Genomic DNA, 20,268 nt, shown 5'->3' with positions numbered 1-20,268 from the left:
CCTAGCGTGTTGTGCGGGCGGTACTGCGGTTCACAGTCTCAGTTCGCGGCGGATCAGCGCGGCGATTTCGGCGGGTGAGCCGTGTTCGGGGGTGATCACGAGCTGGGCGTGTTCGGGACGTTCGTAGGGTGAGTCGATACCGGTGAACTCCGGCAGCCGGCCCGCGCGAGCCTTGGCGTACAAGCCCTTCGGATCGCGGCGCTCACACACCTCCAGCGGTGTGTCGACGAAGATCTCGTGGAAGTCCAGGCCGCTCGCGGCGTGCACACCGCGCGCCTGTTCGCGCTGATCGGCGAACGGGCTGATCACCGAGACGATGGCGATCAGACCGGCGTCGGCGAACAGCGAGGCGACCTGGGCCACCCGGCGGATGTTCTCGCGCCGGTCGTCGTCGGTGAAACCGAGGTCGGCGTTGAGCCCGTGCCGCAGATTGTCGCCGTCGAGCCGGTAGGCCGGGCGGCCGGCGGCCACCAGCTGGCGCTCCAATTCCACAGCGATCGTGGACTTTCCGGAGCCGGACAGACCGGTCAGCCACACCGTCGCACCGGCGTGCGGGCGCTCGCCGCGCCCCACCGACGAGCTGTGCCAGACGACGTCCGCACGCACCACCGCGGGTGCGGCCGAGGCATCGGGCACGGACTCCGGTCCGGTGTCGCGGGCCAGGATCATCCCGGCCGCCACGGTCTGGTCGGTGTCCTCGTCGACGAGGATGAAACTGCCGGTGCGGCGATTGTCGCGGTAGCTGTCGACCATCAGCGGACGCTGGCTGCGCAGGGTGAGGCGGCCGATGTCGTTGAGCGCCAAGGCTTCCGCGCCGGCGACCCGGTGCAGGGTGTTGACGTCGAGCCGGTAGTCGAGTTCGTGGACCTGGACGCGGGTGGTCTGGGCGGCGGTGCGGATCGTGTAGCGCGCACCGGGCCGCAGTTCGGTGGTCTCGGAGAACCAGCAGACCATGGCGTCGACCTCGCCGGCGATATGCGGCCGGTTTCCGGGGCGGGCCAGCATATCTCCGCGCCCGACGTCGACCTCGTCGTCGAGTTCCACCGAGACCGCCATCCCGGTGAACCCCTCGTCCACCTTCACCCCGCCCGGCCCCCAGATCCGCGCGACCCGCGACGAGCGCCCGGATGGCAGCACGACCACCTCGTCGCCGGGTTTGAAGATGCCGCCCGCGATGGTTCCGGCATAGGTGCGATGCCCGGCCCCGCCGGCGGCGGCGTCGGCGGCGTGCGGGCGGATCACGTACTGCACCGGCAGCCGCGCATCGATCAAATTGCGGTCCGAAGCGATATGCACCTGTTCGAGGTGGCTCAGCAGCGGCGGGCCCGCAAACCACGGCGTATGCGCGGAATCGGTGACCACGTTGTCGCCGTGCAGCGCCGAGACCGGCACGAAACTCAGGTCGCCGACGGTCAGCTTCGCCGCGAAATCGGCGAATTCCTCGCGGATCTCCTCGAACCGCGCGGCCGACCAGTCCACCAGATCCATCTTGTTCACACACACCACCAGGTGCGGCACCCCGAGCAGCGAGGCCAGGAACGCGTGCCGGCGGGTCTGCTCGACCACGCCCTTGCGCGCGTCGACCAGGATCAGCGCCAGATCGGCCGTGGAGGCGCCGGTCACCATATTGCGCGTGTACTGCACATGGCCCGGGGTGTCGGCGATGATGAACTTGCGGCGCGGCGTGGTGAAGTAGCGGTAGGCCACATCGATGGTGATGCCCTGCTCCCGCTCGGCGCGCAGGCCGTCGGTCACCAGCGCCAGATCCGTTGCGGCATCGCCACGTTGGGCGCTGGCCCGTTCGATGGCGGCCAGCTGGTCGGAGAACAGGTTCTTGGAGTCGTAGAGCAGGCGGCCGATGAGGGTGGACTTGCCGTCGTCGACGCTGCCGGCCGTCGCGAGACGTAACAGATTGCGGCTCATCAGAAGTAGCCCTCCCGCTTGCGGTCTTCCATCCCGGATTCGGAGATGCGGTCGTCGGCGCGGGTGGCGCCGCGTTCGGTGAGCCGGGTGATCGCGGTTTCGGCGATCACGGCCGCCGGATTGTCGGCCTCGCTCTCGATACATCCGGTGCAGGTGGCGTCGCCGACGGTGCGGAACCGGACCGTCGTCTCGAACACCGGCTCGTCCGCGCCCGGAGTCAGGAAAGGATTGGCGGCCAGCAGCATTCCGTCACGCCGGAAGACCGGGCGGCGGTGCGCGTAGTACAGCGGGGGCAATTCCACCGCCTCGCGGTCGATGTACTCCCAGATGTCGAGTTCGGTCCAGTTCGACAGCGGGAACACCCGGATATGCTGGCCCGCACGGTGTTTGCCGTTGTAGAGGTTCCACACCTCCGGGCGCTGCGCCCGCGGCTCCCAGGCGCCGAATTCGTCGCGGAAACTGAACACCCGCTCCTTGGCGCGCGCCTTCTCCTCGTCGCGCCGCGCCCCGCCGAACACGGCATCGAAGCGATGTTCGGCGATCGCGCGCAGCAATGTGGTGGTCTGCAGCCGATTCCGGCTCTCCCCCGGACGTTCGGTCACCCGCCCGGCGTCGATATCGTCCTGCACCCGCGCCACCAGCAGCCGCGCACCGAGCCTGGCCGCCGTGCGATCGCGGAAGTCGATCACCTCATCGAAGTTGTGCCCGGTGTCGACGTGCAGCAGCGCGAACGGCAGCGCCGCCGGCCAGAACGCCTTGCGCGCCAACTCCAGCATCACCGCCGAGTCCTTACCGCCGGAGAACAGCAGCACCGGTCGTTCGAAGGTGGCCGCCACCTCCCGGAAGATGTGCACCGATTCGGCCTCGAGGGCCGACAGATGCGACAGCTCGTATCCCGTCCGCATCACATTCGCCTTGTCCGCATCGCTCGCACCGCTCCCCGAATCCGAAATCTCGACCACTTCAGGGTTGCGGTGTCGAATATTCGACGCTATTGTTCGATATTGTGACACCGACGATAAGCGGATGCCGGTGCGTCGGTCAAGGGGTTGTCGACCCCGCGCGGATTTCGCCCCGTCACACCTGGCCGCCATACCGGTGCGAAGTCGCCGCATCGACCTGGTCCGTGAGCGGAGCTGCGCTTTCGGCACCGCGCACGCCGATCCGAGGCCGGGAGTGCCTCGAAGTCCCGGCCTCGACCTCGACCGCGCCACACACGGCCCTCGCCGACATCCAGCGCGCTCCGAACCGGCCACCCAGTTCGCCCTCTCACGTCGGACCGCACAGCAACGACCGGCGCGGTGAGCCGCCTGTGCGCACACCGAAGGCAGCCACCGCCCGGCGCACCCGGGACCGAGACAGCGGCTTCGCGGCACCCGGGGCGTGGAAATCCGCACCGACGCAGGCGCGAATCCACGGCACTGCACTCGAAGGACCACGCCCGCGGCGGCCGGTACGGTCAGCGGCGGTGCGACCCGTCACCGCCAGGTGCGGCGCGATCGGCGCCCGCGTGGATCAACCTGTCGACCAGGAAAGGGCGCCATGTCCGAGGGCACCGACATCGCTACTCCCGCTGCCTCCGCAGGATCACCACCCACGCATCGGGTGGTGCGGGTGATCGAACTGCTGTCGCGCCGGCCGGCCGAGCACTTGTCGCTGGCGCGGATCGTGCGCGAGACCGGACTCTCGCGGGCGACGGCACATGCGGTGCTGACCCAGCTCACGGCCGACGGCTGGACCGTGCGCGATCTCGACGGCAACTACGGTCTGGGGATGGGGCTGCTCGCCGTCGCACGCCGTGCGGAGGCGGCGTTCCCGCTGCGCCGGCTGGCCGCGGACCTGTTGCGGGAATTCGTTGCCGAACAGGGCTTTCCGGTCTTCCTGGCCGAGCGCGACGACGGGTCGATCATCATCACCGAGGTCGCCGGGACTCCCTCGGTGCCGTGGATCCGGCAGGGCCGCCGCCTGCCCCTCGCACCGCCGGTCGCGCGCGAATTCATCGCCTGGGCACCAGCTTCCGAACGCACCGCCTGGATCGACCACGCCGACCCCGCCCATCGCGAACGCCTGCTCGCGGTACTCGACGCCGTCCGCGCCCGCGGCTACTCCGTCGAACGCCTCGCCGACGAATCCGCGCCCATACTCGAAGCCCTTGCCGCCATGCGCAACTCACCGGTCACCGACCCGCTCCGCAACCGCCTGGGCAGCATGATCACCGACCTGATCACCATCGACTACCTCCCCGACGAACTCGGCGCCGAGAACGCCGTAGTCACCGTCGCCGCTCCCATCTTCGCCGGCGACCGCGTCATCGCCGCCGTAGTCGCCTGCCCCGACACCCGCCTCTCCGCCCAGGACCTCACCAACCTCGGCGCCGCCATCACCACCACCGCAGAAAAGATCACCCGAACCACCACCGGCATTTGATCGACCGGCTTGCCTTGCGCGAGCACAGGGATGCCGACCGCGACGGGCGGGCAACTGCCGCCACCGGTACATCGATTCAGGGCCGAAGAATGCCATGGCGGAAGGAAGCGCCTGGTCCCACCGGGCCTCCACATGCCACGACCGGTCCACGCGCATCGACGCCGCAGCAATTACGGTCGGGATGTGCCAACCTCAACCTTCCCACGCCTTTCCCTCCACCTCCGCCGTGGCGTTCTCCCCCTGCGGATTTCGATCGCCGCACTCACAGTGACCGCGGCCTTGTCCGGCTGCGGATCCGAAAATGCCACGCCCGCAACGACTACCACCGCCGCGGGCACTTCGGCCGGCACTGCGCACACGTCCGGCGGCGCGACGAGCACACCGAACGCCGCGAACCCCAGCGCGAGCACATCTCCCTCGCCCGGCACGGTCACCGTTCCTGACGTCCGCGGGGACCGCCCAGCCCTCGCCGACCAACTCCTCACCGCCGCCGGCCTGCACGCGCACATCACCGGCGGCACCGGCCGTGGACCGGGTGGCGGTCAGTGCGTCATCAGCAGCCAGACCCCTCACGCGGAGACCTCGGTACCCACCGGCACCACGATCGAGCTCACCACCGGCGAGGTCGGCGGGCAGAGTCCCTGCTGAACCGCGGCCATCGAGTTACGGTCGCACCATGGAGTTTTCCGGCGGCTGGGACACTGTGGCGACCTTGGTCGACGACCGCTGGGTCGAGCGGCGGCCGCGCCGACCGGAGGTCGCCGCGCAACTGCTCCGTGAAACGCGACTGTTGCCGTGGCTGGCGGCACAATTGCCGCTGCGCGTACCGGTCCCCCGGGTGTCCGGGGAGAACCCGCTCGTCGTACGCCATGCACTGATTCCGGGGAGCGCTCTCGAAACACCCTGTGCCGAACAGGGTTTGCTCGTCGGCCGATTTCTGCGCGCCCTGCACGACTGTCCGGCAACGACGGCGATCGAGCACGGATTGGCACCGGCAGAGCAGACCCGGCGCGACCGGAACGAGACCTTCGAGCAGTTTCGCGCCGACGTCGTTCCGCTACTATCGGGCGCTCATCGTCCTGCGGCGCTGGCCCTGCTCGACGCGGCCCGCGAATTCCCCGCCGATACCGTCGTCCACGGCGATATCGGTCCGGAGCACATCCTGGTCGAGGCCGGCCGCATCACCGGCGTGATCGATTTCGGCGACGCTCACCTGGGTGATCCCGCCATCGACCTGGCATGGGCGCTGTACGGCGCGCCACCCGAGTTCTCGAATGCCGTGACCGCCGCGTACGAGGTGACCGGCGAACTTCGCGGCCGGGCGTCGGTGTGGCATCGGCTCGGGCCGTGGCACGAGGTGACCCACGGCCTCGAGACCGGCTCGACCGCTCATATCCGCAGCGGGCTGGCCGGCCTGGTCGAGCGCTTGTCCCCGGCGGATCAACCACGCAGCCGGTAGCTGGGGCTCGGGTTCGCCGCGACGTAGTCGGCCCACGTGCGGGTGCCGTCGGCGTGGTCGGGACAGGTGTTGTCGCCGGCACGGAAGCTCCGCGCGATCTTGCCGGGGAGCGGGAGCGGCACCGTCCGCCGAGGGCGCCCGTAATGCTGCTGCCATGTCTTCACCAGCTCGCCCAGCATGGATACCTGCGGTCCACCGAAATCTGCCGCACGGCCGCGAGGTTCCCCTTCGACCAGGTCGGCCAGGCGGGTGGCGACATCTTCGGTGGCGACCGGCTGGAAGCGGAAATCCAAGGGCAGCGGGGCGACCGGAAGCTTCTGCACCCCGGCCAGCACTGCGGCGATCAGGTCGTGGAATTGGGTGGCGCGCTGAATCGTATGCGGCACACCACTGTCGGCGATCAGGTGTTCGCAGGCGAGTTTGTTCCGGTAATAGCCGAAGGGAATGCGGTCGATGCCGACGATCGACACGTAGATCAGATGCCGCGCTCCCCCGGCAGCCGCGAGCAGATTCCGCGTCTGCTCGATATCCGGTTTGCCGAACCGCCGGAAGTCCGAGGCCGCGTGCACGATCGACTCCGCACCCTCGGCAGCGTCGCGCACACCGGCCCCCGTCGTCAGATCCCCCACGTGCGTCCCCGCACCCGGGCGTCGCGAGAGCACCCGCACGTCGTGCCCGCGTTCGCGCAGCCGATCCACGATGTGCCGCCCGAGCGCGCCTGTCCCACCGGTCACCAGCACTGTGCTCATGCCCCCACCCAACCCCGCACTCGCAGTCCGGGCAAGCACCCGACAGCCGATGTCACATCCGAATCCACCCGACCGCCACACCGGGACGCCGGCGCACACAACGGTGAGCGCCGGCAGACGGGTGAGGGTGAATCAATCGTGCAAACCTCGCCGCATTCGGCGGTTTTCCGCATTTCCTGTGGCGGTTTGCACGAAAAGTTCAGGGTACGTCCGGCCTTCGCGTCGTCCGGCACGCCCGCACGTCGGCGGGCACGCCGTCCGAACCACACTGCGGGGGAACCGATCCCATTTTTGCCGCGTCGAAGTATCCGGGGGGACTGAATGCCGGAAACCGGTGGCGGCCGTCCCGATCGGCATCGGATTCAGCAAGGACGGACATATGGTTGCTCGGCGCTCGGATATCGCCACCTACATCGTGGTCGCGTACGCGCTCGCGTGGGTGCTCGCGTCGATTCCCTGGATCGATGGCAAGGGCCTGGAATCGGTGCCCTGGCTGCACGACGGAGCGGCCCTCATGATGTTCGCCCCGACAGTGGCCGTTCTGGTCGCACGGTCGAGGATGCGGCAGCCCGTCCTCGCGCGCTCCGCGGCCCCGGGCGTCCAGGCCGCTCCCGGCTTCGCCGCCGACGTCGGCCTCGGACTCGGTCCGGCACCCACGCGCACCGCCCGGTTGATGGTCGCCGCCTGGCTCGGCACGCAGATGGTCGCGTGGATCGGCTACGAGATCAGTGCGGCGCTCGGCTGGTTCCATTTCGATCTGGGCACAATCGACACTTCGATGCTGGTCGCGATGCTGTTGGAGACGCTGACGACGTCCGTCATCGCGACGCTACCGAACGCGCTCGGCGAGGAGATCGGTTGGCGCGGTTGGCTACTGCCACAATTGATCTCCCGCTACGGCACCCCGGTGGCGCTGATTGCGACCGGTGTCGTCTGGGCCCTCTGGCACGCCCCGCTGACACTGCTCGGTTACGGCTTCACAGATATCGGCGCCTGGTCGGCGCCGGCCTACATCCCGTTCTGCATCTGCTTCGGCGCCGTCCTCGGCTGGCTGCGCCTGCGGTCGGCCAGCGTGTGGCCCGCGGCGGTCGCGCACGCGTCGTGGAACGGCGGAGTGATGATCTTCGGCGCCCTGCAGTCGGCCGACTCGAGCGAGCACGCGCACACGCTGCTGGGCGGTTCCGGCATCCCGGGGTGGATCCTGTGGGCGGCCGTGGCGACCGCACTGTTCGCCTTCGCGCCGATTGCGAAAACCCCCGCACCTGCACTGCAAACTTCGGTGCAGACGTAGCGCCGCTACTGTGGTTAGCTTTGAGGCCATGAGTACCACGCTCGCTGCTCTTCCGGAGGAATACCTGCCCCGCGACACCGCGGATGTCGTTCGCACAGTGCGAGATTCACGACCGCAACCGCTGACCGTGCGCGGCGGTGACCACAGCAGCGAGCAGCTCGACGACGAACCGGCCCCGCCCGACCGTCGCATCGTGATGTCGCTGCGGCGGATGAACCGGGTGCAGGCGGTCGACGCCGACGCGCGACTGGTGCGGGTGCAGGCCGGCGCACGACTGTCCGATATCGATCGCACCCTGGCCGCGCACGGCTTGGGGCTGCCGATCGTCGGCGACCACCGCGAGATCACCGCCGGCGGTTTCGCGGCCGTCGGCGGGCTCAGCGCGGCCTCGCACCGCTACGGCATGTTCAGCGACAACGTGGTCGCCCTCGAATACGTGGACCCCGAGGGCCGATTCGGCACCTGCGGGCGCACCCATCACGCCGACCGCTTCCGGCGCATCCTCGGCGGAGCCGGGCGCACCGGCATCATCACGGCGCTGACGCTGCAAGCCATCGAGGTCGACAAGGACCACACCTGGCTGACGTCCGACGCGCACCGATTCCTCGACTTCGACACCTTCGTCGAGCACTCGCACGCCGAGATCACCCGCCCCGGCGACGCTCTGCTGCAGGTCGGCCGCTGGGTCGACACCGCGCCGCTGCGGGTGTCGCGACCGGTCGGCACCGGAAACATCCAGCTCGGCACGGTTCGCTTCGGCCAGTGGTCGAGTCTGCATCCCACCACCGCCACCCCCTCGCTGCGGGCCCGCCGTGAACTGGGTGCGCGGGCACGAAAGTCGTTGGGCGCCATCGCCTCCGCCGCGGGCGGCCGCGCCGGTATGCCGGTGCGCAACGCCGCCGCCGGCGCGCTGATGTTCGCGCCGAAGGTGCTGACGCTGCGCGACGCCGAATATCTCGCCGACACGGTGATCAGCTCCTCCGAGCGCGGCCCCGCCTACCGGGTGGCGGTCTTCGCGCCCATGAGCAGCTACAGCACCGTCTTCCACCGGCTGCACGACCTGTTCGCCGACCATCGCGAACGCAGCGGCGCCATCACGGTCATCTCCGCCATGACCTACGGCGTGCGCTCCCCGGATCTGCACGAATCCGCAGGCGAGGACCACGGCTTCATCACCTTCACCTGCCGCCTGCGCCCCACCGGCACCTACTCCGGCCGCTCCGGCGCCCCGGAACTGATGCGTGAGATCACCTCCGGCATCGACGACATCTGCCGCTCCGAACGCGCCCGCCGCTACCACACCCCCGACTGAACCCTTTGCGTAGACCGAACGCCCCGGCAGATATGTCGGGGCGTTCGGCTTTTCCGGCGGTATCTCGAACGGCCCCCGCAACGACGAAGCGCCCCGGCCGAAGCCGGGGCGCTCGAGACTGCCGTCGGATGCTCAGTGCTTCTCGGGTCCCACGTGGTACTCGAACACCAGGCCGGCGACCGAGGCCAGGACGCAGAGCACGCCCAGGCCGATCAGCCAGTACTGGAAGAACGCGAAGCCGAGCGCGGTGACCGAGGCGGAACCGGCCAGCAGGATGGGCCAGAAGCTGCCGGGCGAGAAGAAGCCCAGGTCGCCGGCGCCGTCGATGATCTCGGCCTCTTCGTAGTCCTCGGGGCGCAGATCCAGGCGGCGGGCCACGAAGCGGAAGTAGGTGCCGACGATCAACGTCAGTCCGGCGGTCAGCACGATGGCGGTGGTACCCGCCCACTCGACGCCGGTGCGGGACTGGCCGGTGAAGAATCCGTAGACAACCGCCACGATGATGAAGAACACCGTGAGCAGCTCGAAGATGCGTGCTTCGACCTTCATGTCAGTTCAGTACCCTTCTTACTTGCTCTCGGCCTGGCTGGCTTCACGCGCGGTGCGACGGGTGTCGAACGGATGCGTGGTCGTCGCGACCGGCGACTCGCCGATGCTCGACAGGGCCTCGGCATTGGTCTTACCCGCGTCGCGGGCGGCGATGTACTTGTCGAACTTGTCCGGCGTCACGGCACGCACTTCGAAGTTCATCATCGAGTGGAAAGTACCGCACATCTCCGCGCAGCGGCCGACGAAGGCACCCTCGTGCTCGATCTTGGTGATCTGGAAGGTGTTGTCGGAGTGGTTTTCCTTCGGGTTCGGCATCACGTCGCGCTTGAACAGGAACTCCGGCACCCAGAAGGAGTGGATGACGTCGGCGGAGGCCAGCTGGAATTCCACGACCTTGTTGGTCGGCAGCACCAGCACCGGGATCTCGTTGGACGAGCCGACGGTCTCCACCTTGTCGTAGTGCAGGTAGGAGATGTCGTTGGCGGGCAGGCCGTGCAGCGGACCCGGCTGCGGGTGGCCGTCGGCGGTGCGCTCCTTGTACTCGGCCTGGATCTGCTCGTTCATCGCCTGACGGGTCTGGTCGACACCCTGGTAGACCTGGCCGTTCTGACCGACGACCTTCTGGTAACCGAACTTCCAGTTCCACTGGAACGCGGTCACGTCGACGACCACATCGGGGTTCGAGGTCTTCTCGTGCACGTAGTTCTGCACGACCACGGTGAAGTAGAACAGCACCGCGATGATCACGAACGGAATCGCCGTGTAGGTGAGCTCCAGCGGCACGTTGTAGCCGGTCTGCCGCGGGAACTCCGGGGAGTTCTTCTTCTTGCGGTGGAAGGTCACGGTCCAGAAGGTCAGGCCCCAGACCAGCACACCCATCGCCAGGGCGGCGACGACCGACCACGTCCACAGTTCCCGCATCCGGGTCGCCTGCGGGGTCACACCCGAGGGCCACCCGAACCGAAGCACGGGATTGTCGATCGAGCAGCCCGAGACGAGCATCACGGTGATCCCCATGGACACCGCCAGCCCGGCCCGCCGAAGGATGCGGCCCCGCCGTACCCGGGCGGGTCGTGCCCCTATCGCTTCGCTCGCCTTGTGCGCCACGCTCAACGCCTTCCTGGTCGTCCATCCGACACGGCGCCACCCGGATGCCGGGCGGCGCGTTTTCAGCACGTTCGGGAGCCTTCCGCGAGCCGCACCGAACGCACGGCCGACCACGAGAGTTCCCGAGTACTACGCAGCGTAGACCAAACCGCCTCCCGCGTTGTGCCCGGGTCGCTTTCGACACACCGGCCACCGGGTGCGATCCCCGGCCGTACCTCCGCGCCGCTCGCGGGCCCGGACGCGAAATCCCTGGCGAGCGCGACCGCCGCCCAGCGAGGCGACGAGCAGGCCCGCGGTGCGGCATACTCGGGGACTGGTTTCGAATGTTCTCCGCGTACCCGATCCGGAAACGAGGTTCTCGACGCAGTGTGTGGACTGCTGGGATTTCTGACCGCCGATGTGGCCACCGACTCCGTCGTACAGCAGGTGTACGACGCCTTGCAGTGCGGGCGCCATCGCGGCCCGGACGAGCGCGGCACCTGGCACGACGAACACATCATCCTGGGCTTCAACCGCCTGTCGATCATCGACATCGAGCATTCGCATCAGCCGCTGCGCTGGGGTCCGCCGGAGAATACTCAGCGTTATGCGCTGGCGTTCAACGGTGAGATCTACAACTATCTGGAGTTGCGCGCGCAGCTGAGCGAGGAGTTCGGGGCGCGGTTCGCCACCGAGGGTGATGGTGAGGCGATCGTCGCGGCCTATCACCACTGGGGCACCGCGGCATTCTCCAAGTTGCGCGGCATGTTCGCCTTCGCCATCTGGGACACCGAGACCCAGGAGCTGATACTGGCCCGCGACCCGTTCGGCATCAAGCCGCTGTTCCTGGCCACCGGCCCGGGCGGCACCGCCTATGCCAGCGAGAAGAAGAGCCTGCTGGAACTGCTGCCGGCGCTGAATCTCTCGGACGCACTGGATCCGCGCGCGCTCGAGCACTACACGGTGCTGCAGTACGTGCCGGAGCCGGAATCGCTGCACGCGAACATCCGCCGTCTGGAATCCGGCTGCTACGCCACCCTGCGCCCCGGCGCAGCGCCGGAAATCACCCGTTACTTCGAGCCGAACTTCCGGGTGCGCCCGTTCGCGGCCGGCTCGGAGGAGGCCCGCTACCGCGAGATCGCGGCGGTGCTCGAGGATTCGGTCGCCAAGCACATGCGCGCGGACGTCACCGTCGGCGCCTTCCTGTCCGGCGGCATCGACTCCACCGCCATCGCGGCGCTGGCGATCCGGCACAACCCGAATCTGCTCACCTTCACCTCGGCGTTCGAGCGGGAGGGGTATTCGGAGGCCGATGTGGCGGCCGAGACCGCGGAGGCGATCGGCGCGAAGCATTTCATCCGCACCGTCAGCCCCGAGGAGTTCGCGGGCGCGATCCCCGAGATCGTCTGGTACCTCGACGATCCGGTGGCCGATCCGGCACTGGTGCCGCTGTATTTCGTGGCCCAGGAGGCCCGCAAGCACGTCAAGGTGGTGCTCTCCGGCGAGGGTTCCGACGAGCTGTTCGGCGGCTATACGATCTATCGGGAACCGTTGTCGCTCAAGCCTTTCGAGTACCTGCCGAAGGGCGTGCGGCGGCTGGCCGGCAAGCTCTCGGACCGGATTCCGGACGGGACGCGCGGCAAGAGCCTGCTGCACCGCGGTTCGCTGCCGCTCGAGCAGCGCTACTACGGCAACGCCCGCAGCTTCAACGACGCCCAGTTGCGTTCGGTGCTGCGCGAATTCCGCCCGGAGTGGACGCATCAGGATGTGACGGCCCCGATCTACGCGCGCTCGCGCGGCTGGGATCCGGTGGCGCGCATGCAGCATCTGGACCTGTTCACCTGGTTGCGCGGCGACATCCTGGTCAAGGCCGACAAGATGACCATGGCCAATTCGCTGGAGTTGCGGGTTCCGTTCCTGGATCCCGAGGTGTTCGCGGTCGCCGAGCAGATCCCGTATCAGCAGAAGATCACCCAGGAGACCACCAAGTACGCGCTGCGCCGCGCGCTCGAGACGATCGTCCCGCCGCATGTGCTGCACCGGCCGAAACTGGGCTTCCCGGTGCCGCTGCGGCACTGGCTGCGCGGACCGGAACTCTACGACTGGGCCGCCACCCAGATCGCGGAATCGCAGACCGACCATCTGCTGGACAAGTCCGCGATCAAGGCCATGCTCGAGGCGCACCGGGCCGGCAACGGCGACCACAGCCGTCGCCTGTGGACGCTGCTGGTGTTCATGATCTGGCACGGCATCTTCGTCGAGGACCGGATCAAGCCCGATATCCAGGAGCCGACCTACCCCGTGCGGCTCTAGCCGGCGGATACCAGCGACGCGGGCGTCGTACCGCGGCCGATCACGGTCGGCGGTGCGGCGCCCGTCCCGTGTGCAGCGATCCCCCTTCGCACGCCACTCGTAGTCACGTCATCTTTTCGACGCTCTTGAACGTACCGTTAAATAGCGGTACATTAAATGGCGTCAAGCTAGTCGAGCGGTCCGATCGGGCCGCGGACGGATACGACCGAGACACGTACCGAAGGAATTCCGATGGTTCGAAACGACCTGCCCTCGAAGCTCCGCACCCGCATGTCACGCACCGTGATCACGGTCGCCATCGCGGCGGCGCCGATCGTGGCGGCCGCAACCCCCGCTCTCGCCGAACCGGCGGCGGCCCCAGCCCAAGCCCAAGCCCAGGAAATCCACGGCTGGGGCCACCATGGCTGGGGTCATCACGGTGGTTGGGGAATGCCGGGCTGGGGCCTGCCCGGCGGAGGCTACGGCGGCTTCTATCCCGGATGGAACAGCCCGTGGTCGGGTGGCTACGGATACGGGTACGGCTACGGTTACTCGCCGTTCTCGACCGGCAGCGCCTCCTGAGCCGAAATCATCCGGCTCGATCCCACCCGGCACGCGGCCTAACCTCGTAGCTATGTGCCGAAATATCACCGCCCTGCGCGGCCTCGAACCGGAAGCCACGGCCGAGGAGATCGAAGCGGCCGCGCTGCAGTACGTCCGCAAGGTGGGTGGTCTGAGCAGTATCTCCGCGGCCACCCGCCCCGCGGTCGACGAGGCCGTCGCCGAGATCGCCGCGGCCACCACCCGTCTGCTGGCCGCTCTGCCCGACCGCAAGGTGCCGCCGAAGTCGGTTCCGCCGCTGCGGCGGCCGGAGGTGCAGGCGCGCATCGCCGCCCGCGCCTGAGCCCGAGGCCGGCGTTCGGCTCGTGATTCACCCGGAGTTCGCCGTGGCGTGGGGTTTTCTGAACCCGCGCACGGTTGGCTGGAGGTATGGACGAGCGGGATGCGTCGGAGCCGGTAGCGGAGCAGGCGGGTAGTGCCGGGGCGGAGGCCGGTCCTGGTTCGACGCCGGGCACCGGTACCCACGGAGATGTCACCGCCGGGCCGCAAGCCGCTGCTCGCGTAGGCGGACCGGACGGGGTCGGCGCACGCCCCGACCGATCGCGCGGGGTGAGCCGGCGATGGCTGTTCGGCGCGTCGGGGGCAGCGGCGCTCGCCGGGCTGGCCGTGGGTGCGGGGACGACGGCGGCATTGCACGGCGACGGTTCCTCGACCGGCGGCGGCGGGCGATTCTGGCCGCTGTCACCGGAATTGGCGACGGGTCCGGCCCGGGTCGCCACACCGCCCGTGACGGGGTTGCACCTGCAGTTCGGTGCCGACGCCGCGCGCGAGGCGGTGGTGAGCTGGCAGAGTTCGGCGTCGGTGCGCAATCCGGTGGTGCGATTCGGTACGGCCACAACCGGATTCGGCGCGACGGCGCAAGCACAGACCCGGGTCTACCGCGACGCCGCCTCGGGCACCGAGGCATACGCCCATCACGCGGTCCTGACCGGGCTCACGCCGGACACCGACTACATCTACGCAGCCGGACACGACGGTGCCACACCGGAATTGGGCACCCACCGCACCGCGCCGGCGGGCCGGGCCGCGTTCCGCTTCACCAGTTTCGGTGATCAGGGCACTCCGACGCTCGGCAAGCTGGACAACGGCCGCTACGTCAACGACAACCTCGGCTCCCCCGTCGCCGGTGACGTCACCGCGGGGATCGAACATCTGGCTCCGCTGTTCAATCTCGTCAACGGCGATCTGTGCTACGCCAATCTCGCCATCGACCGGATCCGCACCTGGAACGATTGGTGGGCCAACAATTCCCGGTCCGCTCGCCACCGCCCGTGGATGCCGGCGCCGGGTAACCACGAGAACGAACGCGGCAACGGCCCGATCGGCTACGAGGCGTTCCAAACGTATTTCACCGTGCCCGACAGCGGGGCCGAGGATCTCGCGCGCGGGCTCTGGTACGCCTTCACGGTCGGCGCGGTCCGGGTGATCGCGGTGGCCAACGACGACATCTGCCTGCAGGACGGCGGCAACTCCTACGTGCACGGCTACTCCGGCGGTGCCCAGAAGCGTTGGCTGGACAAGGAATTGGCCACCGCCCGGGCGGACCGCGCGATCGACTGGATCGTCGTGTTCATGCATCAGACCGCGATCTCCTCGGCCGACAAGGCCAACGGCGCCGATCTGGGGATCCGCCAGGAATGGCTACCGCTGTTCGACCGCTACCAGGTCGACCTGGTGCTGTGCGGCCACGAACACCATTACGAGCGTTCTCATCCCGTCCGCGGCGTCCTCGGCAGCGACACCCTCACCCCGAAACCGGTCCCGGAGGCGGTCACGCCCGCCACCGCGACCGCACCGGAGATCATCGACACCTCTCGGGGCACAGTGCATCTCGTGATCGGCGGCGGCGGAACCTCCGTCCCCTCGAACGGGCTGTTCTTCCCCGGGCAGCAGTGCCGGGTGATCACCGGCGTCGGCTCGGTCGACCCCGCCACAGGCAAGAAGGCGCCGATCTATGTGATGGAGCAGGCGCCCTGGTCGGCCTTCAAGGACCCCGACCATCCTTACGGATTCTGCGCTTTCGACGTCGATCCCGGCGCCCCCGGCGGCCACACCACCATGACCGCCACCTACTACGCCGTGACCGACACACTGAAACCGGTGGACAGCTTCGTCCTCACCCGCCCGCGTTCGGACCACTGACCCCGCCGCACGCTCGCCAGCGTGAATCGTCCATGTACGCAACGTATCCGCCGCGTCACGACGGCGCATCGCTCACGATCTCCGGTAGCCGGTCCGCACCCCAGCTGCGGTGGATGTAGCCGACGACCCGATCCAGTTCCGCGCGCTCCACCGCGGCCGGTTCGCCGCGTTCGAGCGGATCGAAATGGAAGATGTAGAGCCGCGACGCGAACTGTTCGAACGGCAGCGATCCCTCCCCGAACCGTTCGCCGTGCCCGGCGGTGCCGACGACCACGCCGTCGCCCCAGTCCTGGCCGCTGTCGTTGTTCGGGTTGTAGAAGTAGACCCTCATGGTGTCCAGCGGATCGAGGCTGACCCGCAGGACGGTGATCGCGTGCCAGCCGACGAACCGGGCGGCGCTGTCGGTGACCGCGATGCCGGCCGGCTGTGGGTGGATCAACGGCTGATTGCCGTTGTAGAAGGGGTGGTAGCTGGCGTAGAAGTGCCGCAGGAATTCGTCGACGTCGATCAGCCGCCCGGTCTCCACATCGACGTTGATACGGAATCCGCGCCCGGACCACCAGCCGTGGAATTCGGGGTTGATCCACCGATGCGGATCGCCCTCGCGGCCGACGCAGCGCCGCCCCATCTCCGCGTAGATCCGGTCGAGATGGGGCACGACCAGCAGCGATACCGGGTCCAGATCCATGGGCAGGGTGGTCGCCACCCCGGCCCCGGCCTCCAGCGAGGAAATCGGCTGCCCCTCGAAATGCATGACGATCTCGTCGTCGCGGGCCGCCCACGCCACGGTCTGCAACAGGTAGTCGGGATCGTTGTAGGCCCACATCGACAAAGCGCGCGCCGACTGGCAGGTCGGATTGTCGCCCTGACCGACGCCGAGCGGCAGACCCAGGATCGACAGCATCCCGGACAGCAGCCGCGCCCGCGCGTCCGGCACCAGTCCGAACACCTCGTGCAGCCGTTCCCGGGAGCGCGGCGACACCGGAAGCGCGAGTTGCCGCCACAGGGCGGGCGCGACCGGCGGTTGATACAGAATCCCCCGCTCCAGCAGGAGCGCGAGCCCGTAGATGCCCTGCGCGGTCTCGACGTGCACGGCCTCCTCGATCAGGTTGCGCACGAGTTCGTGGTAGCACAGCAGGCTGTCGCGCCCGGTGCTCGACAATCCCAACGCCTCACCGAGCAGGTATTCCCCTTTGGTCAGCAGGAACCGCAGCAGCACCGCGTGATACGGCGACACCAGCCCGGTATCGTGCATCGAGCGCGCGAAACCCGTTGCCTCATACTGCAATGCGCTGTCGTCCATACTTTCCAGGCGCGTGCGGTAGACCTCCACGCCCGGATCCTCCCGGCATGCGTCGGTGGTGCCGTAGAGGCTGCTGATCAGCCGGTCCGCGCCCAGCCCGGCGGCGCCGAGATCGATATCGGGATTGCTGCGGGCGACGGCGATCTGCGTGATCATCCGCTTCACCTGCTCGACCTGGATGGGACGTTGGCGCAGAATCCGCCAGATCTCGTCGACCAGATGCTCGAGCACCTTCTCGTACCCGATTTCCTCCACCAGATGATGCAGCAGCTCCCGCGAGACCCGCGCCATCCGCCCCTGCTGTTCGCGTTCGGCCTCGCTCGGCGGCGTGAACAGCAGGCTCAGATTGACCGCCAGCACCTGCGACAGATGCCCCAGCGCCTGTTCCGCACTCACCGACGGATGCGGGTAATCACCTTTGGCCACAGCCAGCAACCGCAGATCGCTCACCGTCTCCAGCACCATCGTGTCGGCATTGGCGCTGCGCAGCGAACCCACACTCAACGCGGGAATCAGGATCTCCGGATGCGCCCAGTCGGTGCCGAGGAACAGCCCGGCCGCCTCGAGCCCGCTCGCCCGCGCCCGCACCGCCGCGCAGCCGCCGGGCAGCAGCAGCACCCGACGCAGCGCACCCAGCACCCTGGACAGCTTCACCTGCTTACCGAAATCGCTGGTGTCGCCCAGAATTCGGGTGGCTTCGTCCAGCGTGGCGAGACGTCTGTCCAGAGTGTCGTCGTCGCTGCCGAGTGGAGTCAATCAGGATCCTCCCGTGATCCATTCCTGCCGAGAAGGAGTCATACGTAGAAGTCGAGTTCTTCCTGTCGCTTCAGCAGGTCCCGCAGAGCGTACGGGTCTTCGCCGAAGAAGTACAGCAGACCCCAGTGATTGCCGAATGCCGTTCGCTTGGTGACCTTTTCCGCCAGTGGGGCGGTGAGTTCGTGGGTTTCGAAATATTCGTGATCCTCCGTCTCCTCCGGGATCGACAACCGGCTGACCACCCGCCGCCGCGGATAGACGCCGAACGAACCGGCATGTCCTTTCGCATCCACCACTTCGCGGGGGAAGAACGCCACGATCTCCTCCTCGGTGGTCTTCGGATCGAAGGCGAGCACCAGCGCGTGATAGGCGTTGAAACCGTATGCGCGTTCCAGCAATTCGAACACCTTGAACCCGGGCGGGCGATAGGCGACCTCACCGAAATACATCTCACCGTCGCTGGTGACGAAGTATTCCGGGTGGACGAACCCGAATTCGATATCGAAAGTTTTGATCAGCTTTTCCACCTGCCGGGTGATCTCCGGACGATACTTCTCCAGTTCCGGTGTCGCGGGGACGAAGACGGAGTAGCCGAGCCGCACATATTCGGAGATGTTGAGGAATCGGATCTTGCCGTCGTGGATCCACGCCTCGACCGCGAATTCCCAACCGTCCAAATGGGATTCCATCAGCACCGGGAACTCGTCGTCGGGGATCGCGTCGATCTCGTCGGGGGTGCGGATCACGCGGTGACCGAGGCAGCCGGCCTTGTCGAAGGCCTTGATGTGGATCGGGTCGTTCGGATCACCGTCGAGTTTGAGCAGGGTCTGGTTGACGCGCTTGAGGAACCGGATGACGTCGTCACGCTCGTGTGCCTCCTCGAAGATGCCCACCCGGATACCGCCCAGCTGCGCGCGCCGCTTCATCAGCGATTTGTCGCGCAGCAGCATCGCCTGGCCGAGCAGCCGCGGATTGTCCAGCAGCACCGAATTGATCGCACCCGCCCATTCCACGGTCTCCTCGAAGATCGGGATGGCGACGTCGACGCCCATCTCCTTCAGGGTCTCCGCGATTTCCATCGACCGGTCGTTGAGCCGCTCGAAATTCCAGCAGAGATAGGGAATTTCGTGTTCGGTGCAATACTCCTCTGCCCACTCCGGAGCCACCACGACATAGCGCCGATCGAATCGGTCCACCGCTTCGACTGCGTTCAAGCTCCAACCCAGCAGGGCGACATAGCCTTTGTCCGGGTTCCTGTTCTTCGATTCACGGGATGACATCGACAAACCTGCTCCCCTCTTCGACCTCGGTGCACGTTCGTCGATTGCGAGGTCGTCTCATCGCGCGGTGGTCCTGCGCTCGATACCGGGGCTGCGAATTCGGCGGGCTCCGGTATCGCCGCGCGTGCGCTCGGCATCGTCGGCGGGCGGCAACAACGGCGATCCGCTCTATCACCGTCATTGCCCACGGATACCCCGATGTCTCATTCCCAAACAGGGGCAACGCCGTTGCGCTATTGATACACAATCATTTTCGCTGGTCGTCCTCTTCCGGGACGGAGAAAGACGTACGGCCGCCCCGGCGATCCGGCAGGAGCTCAGGACACCGACAGCACCGCGGCGGTGACCGCGACGGTCACCTCGACGGCGGCGCCGAGCACATCACCGTTGAGCCCGCCGAAACGCCGCACACAATGCCACACCAGCAAAGCCACGCCGGCCAGAGCCACGGCAACCGCGACCGGCCCGAGCCACCGCGTGGGTGCGGCGACAACGCCGGCGGCGAGCGCGACGAGAGTCCAGACCGCCAGTGTCACCACCGATTGCGTGCGCGCCACCAGCGCACCGAACGCGGCGCCGTGAGCAGGCGCATACCCGCGGCAGGCGAGGACGACGGCGACCCGCCCGACCGCAACCGCGAGCCCCACCGCGAACCAGCGGCCGTGTTCGGCGAGGGCAGCGAACGACAGCGCCTGAATGCCGATCGCGAAGATCAACGCGGCCACCCCGAAGGGCCCCGCCCCGCCGCTCTTCATGATTTCCCGGGCACGTTCCGGCGGCCCGTAACTGCCGAGCCCGTCCGCGGTGTCGGCCAGCCCGTCCAGGTGCATTCCGCGGGTGGCCAACCCCAGCGCGCCGACGGTGATCAGACCGGCGAGCGCGAAACCCATACCTACCCAGGACAAAACCCACAGCACCCCGGCGGCACCCACACCGAGCACCACCCCGACCACCGGCGCGGCCGCAATCGCCCCCGCCGCCGACTTCCGGTCGACCGTCTCGGGCCCACGCACCGGCAGCACCGTCAACCACGAGACCGCCAACCGGGCGGCGGCGATCATCGCACCACCCGCCTCGC

The 20,268-nt window shown here is 68.0% G+C and carries 16 protein-coding genes and 1 pseudogene; 9 read left to right on the top strand and 8 right to left on the bottom strand.

Translation table 11 applies throughout. The features are described 5' to 3' along the window. Positions 1-30 precede the first annotated feature (30 nt). Together cysC and cysD are read right to left on the bottom strand one after the other, a co-directional pair. Positions 31-1,923 (bottom strand): adenylyl-sulfate kinase, encoded by a 1,893-nt coding sequence (gene cysC / locus C8258_RS15420; protein WP_106955775.1) that lies wholly within the window; start codon positions 1,921-1,923, stop codon positions 31-33. Continuing rightward, positions 1,923-2,828, bottom strand: coding sequence for a sulfate adenylyltransferase subunit CysD (gene cysD / locus C8258_RS15415; RefSeq protein ID WP_106955839.1), 906 nt, complete (start codon positions 2,826-2,828; stop codon positions 1,923-1,925). Before cysD ends, cysC begins: the two co-directional genes overlap by 1 nt. 637 nt (positions 2,829-3,465) lie before the next feature. Here cysD and C8258_RS15410 point away from each other — a divergent pair. The 3 genes and pseudogenes from C8258_RS15410 (at position 3,466) to C8258_RS15400 (ending at position 5,809) form a co-directional block, all read left to right on the top strand. Next, the gene (locus C8258_RS15410; RefSeq protein WP_233225108.1) at positions 3,466-4,350 is read left to right on the top strand and encodes an IclR family transcriptional regulator; all 885 of its coding nucleotides are present in this window, start codon (positions 3,466-3,468) and stop codon (positions 4,348-4,350) included. Positions 4,351-4,380: 30 nt separating this feature from the next. Then, a pseudogene (locus tag C8258_RS33645) lies at positions 4,381-4,911 on the top strand (hypothetical protein); the annotation flags it as partial. Positions 4,912-5,026: 115 nt separating this feature from the next. Then, positions 5,027-5,809 carry a phosphotransferase gene (locus C8258_RS15400; protein ID WP_106955772.1) on the top strand — a complete coding sequence of 261 codons (783 nt, stop codon included), beginning with the start codon at positions 5,027-5,029 and terminating at the stop codon, positions 5,807-5,809. Here C8258_RS15400 and C8258_RS15395 read toward each other — a convergent pair. Further along, positions 5,791-6,558 carry an SDR family oxidoreductase gene (locus C8258_RS15395; RefSeq protein WP_106955771.1) on the bottom strand — a complete coding sequence of 256 codons (768 nt, stop codon included), beginning with the start codon at positions 6,556-6,558 and terminating at the stop codon, positions 5,791-5,793. The two genes, C8258_RS15400 and C8258_RS15395, sit on opposite strands and share 19 nt — an antisense overlap. A gap of 379 nt (positions 6,559-6,937) precedes the next feature. Here C8258_RS15395 and C8258_RS15390 point away from each other — a divergent pair, with 379 nt between their 5' ends. Together C8258_RS15390 and C8258_RS15385 are read left to right on the top strand one after the other, a co-directional pair. Next, on the top strand, positions 6,938-7,849 hold the full coding sequence (locus tag C8258_RS15390) for a CPBP family intramembrane glutamic endopeptidase (protein WP_158271260.1): 912 nt from the start codon (positions 6,938-6,940) through the stop codon (positions 7,847-7,849). A 28-nt stretch (positions 7,850-7,877) separates the two neighbouring features. After that, complete coding sequence (locus C8258_RS15385) at positions 7,878-9,161, top strand: FAD-binding oxidoreductase (protein WP_036500186.1); 1,284 nt, start codon at positions 7,878-7,880, stop codon at positions 9,159-9,161. A 132-nt stretch (positions 9,162-9,293) separates the two neighbouring features. Here the strand turns inward: C8258_RS15385 and C8258_RS15380 are convergent, their stop codons facing one another. After that, entirely contained in the window at positions 9,294-9,710 is a 417-nt protein-coding gene (locus C8258_RS15380; protein ID WP_036500184.1) for a cytochrome c oxidase subunit 4, read from the bottom strand. An 18-nt stretch (positions 9,711-9,728) separates the two neighbouring features. After that, on the bottom strand, positions 9,729-10,727 hold the full coding sequence (locus C8258_RS15375) for a cytochrome c oxidase subunit II (RefSeq protein WP_106955770.1): 999 nt from the start codon (positions 10,725-10,727) through the stop codon (positions 9,729-9,731). 456 nt (positions 10,728-11,183) lie between these two features. On the opposite strand from C8258_RS15375, the gene asnB reads away from it, so the two are divergent. From asnB to C8258_RS15355, 4 genes are all read left to right on the top strand, one after another. Continuing rightward, complete coding sequence (asnB, locus tag C8258_RS15370) at positions 11,184-13,109, top strand: asparagine synthase (glutamine-hydrolyzing) (RefSeq protein WP_106955769.1); 1,926 nt, start codon at positions 11,184-11,186, stop codon at positions 13,107-13,109. A 231-nt stretch (positions 13,110-13,340) separates the two neighbouring features. Continuing rightward, positions 13,341-13,670 carry a hypothetical protein gene (locus C8258_RS15365; protein WP_106955768.1) on the top strand — a complete coding sequence of 110 codons (330 nt, stop codon included), beginning with the start codon at positions 13,341-13,343 and terminating at the stop codon, positions 13,668-13,670. 52 nt (positions 13,671-13,722) lie between these two features. Next, the gene (locus C8258_RS15360; RefSeq protein ID WP_039777254.1) at positions 13,723-13,992 is read left to right on the top strand and encodes a DUF2277 family protein; all 270 of its coding nucleotides are present in this window, start codon (positions 13,723-13,725) and stop codon (positions 13,990-13,992) included. Positions 13,993-14,078: 86 nt separating this feature from the next. Further along, on the top strand, positions 14,079-15,851 hold the full coding sequence (locus C8258_RS15355; RefSeq protein ID WP_106955767.1) for a metallophosphoesterase family protein: 1,773 nt from the start codon (positions 14,079-14,081) through the stop codon (positions 15,849-15,851). Positions 15,852-15,906: 55 nt separating this feature from the next. Here the strand turns inward: C8258_RS15355 and C8258_RS15350 are convergent, their stop codons facing one another. The 3 genes from C8258_RS15350 to C8258_RS15340 form a co-directional block, all read right to left on the bottom strand. Further along, complete coding sequence (locus tag C8258_RS15350; RefSeq protein ID WP_106955766.1) at positions 15,907-17,910, bottom strand: hypothetical protein; 2,004 nt, start codon at positions 17,908-17,910, stop codon at positions 15,907-15,909. Between the two features lie 38 nt (positions 17,911-17,948). Beyond that, positions 17,949-19,190: an acetyl-CoA carboxylase biotin carboxylase subunit family protein gene (locus C8258_RS15345; RefSeq protein WP_106955765.1), complete on the bottom strand. Its 1,242-nt coding sequence runs from the start codon at positions 19,188-19,190 to the stop codon at positions 17,949-17,951. Positions 19,191-19,507: 317 nt separating this feature from the next. Beyond that, entirely contained in the window at positions 19,508-20,248 is a 741-nt protein-coding gene (locus C8258_RS15340) for an adenosylcobinamide-GDP ribazoletransferase (protein WP_369974758.1), read from the bottom strand. Between the last annotated feature and the right edge of the window lie 20 nt (positions 20,249-20,268).

The sequence above is a fragment of the Nocardia sp. MDA0666 genome (assembly GCF_003023875.1).
In the GTDB taxonomy this organism is placed as follows: Bacteria; Actinomycetota; Actinomycetes; order Mycobacteriales; family Mycobacteriaceae; genus Nocardia; species Nocardia aobensis.
The sequence above is the reverse complement of the archived record's forward strand: the minus strand, read 5'-3'. Positions and strand labels throughout refer to the sequence as shown.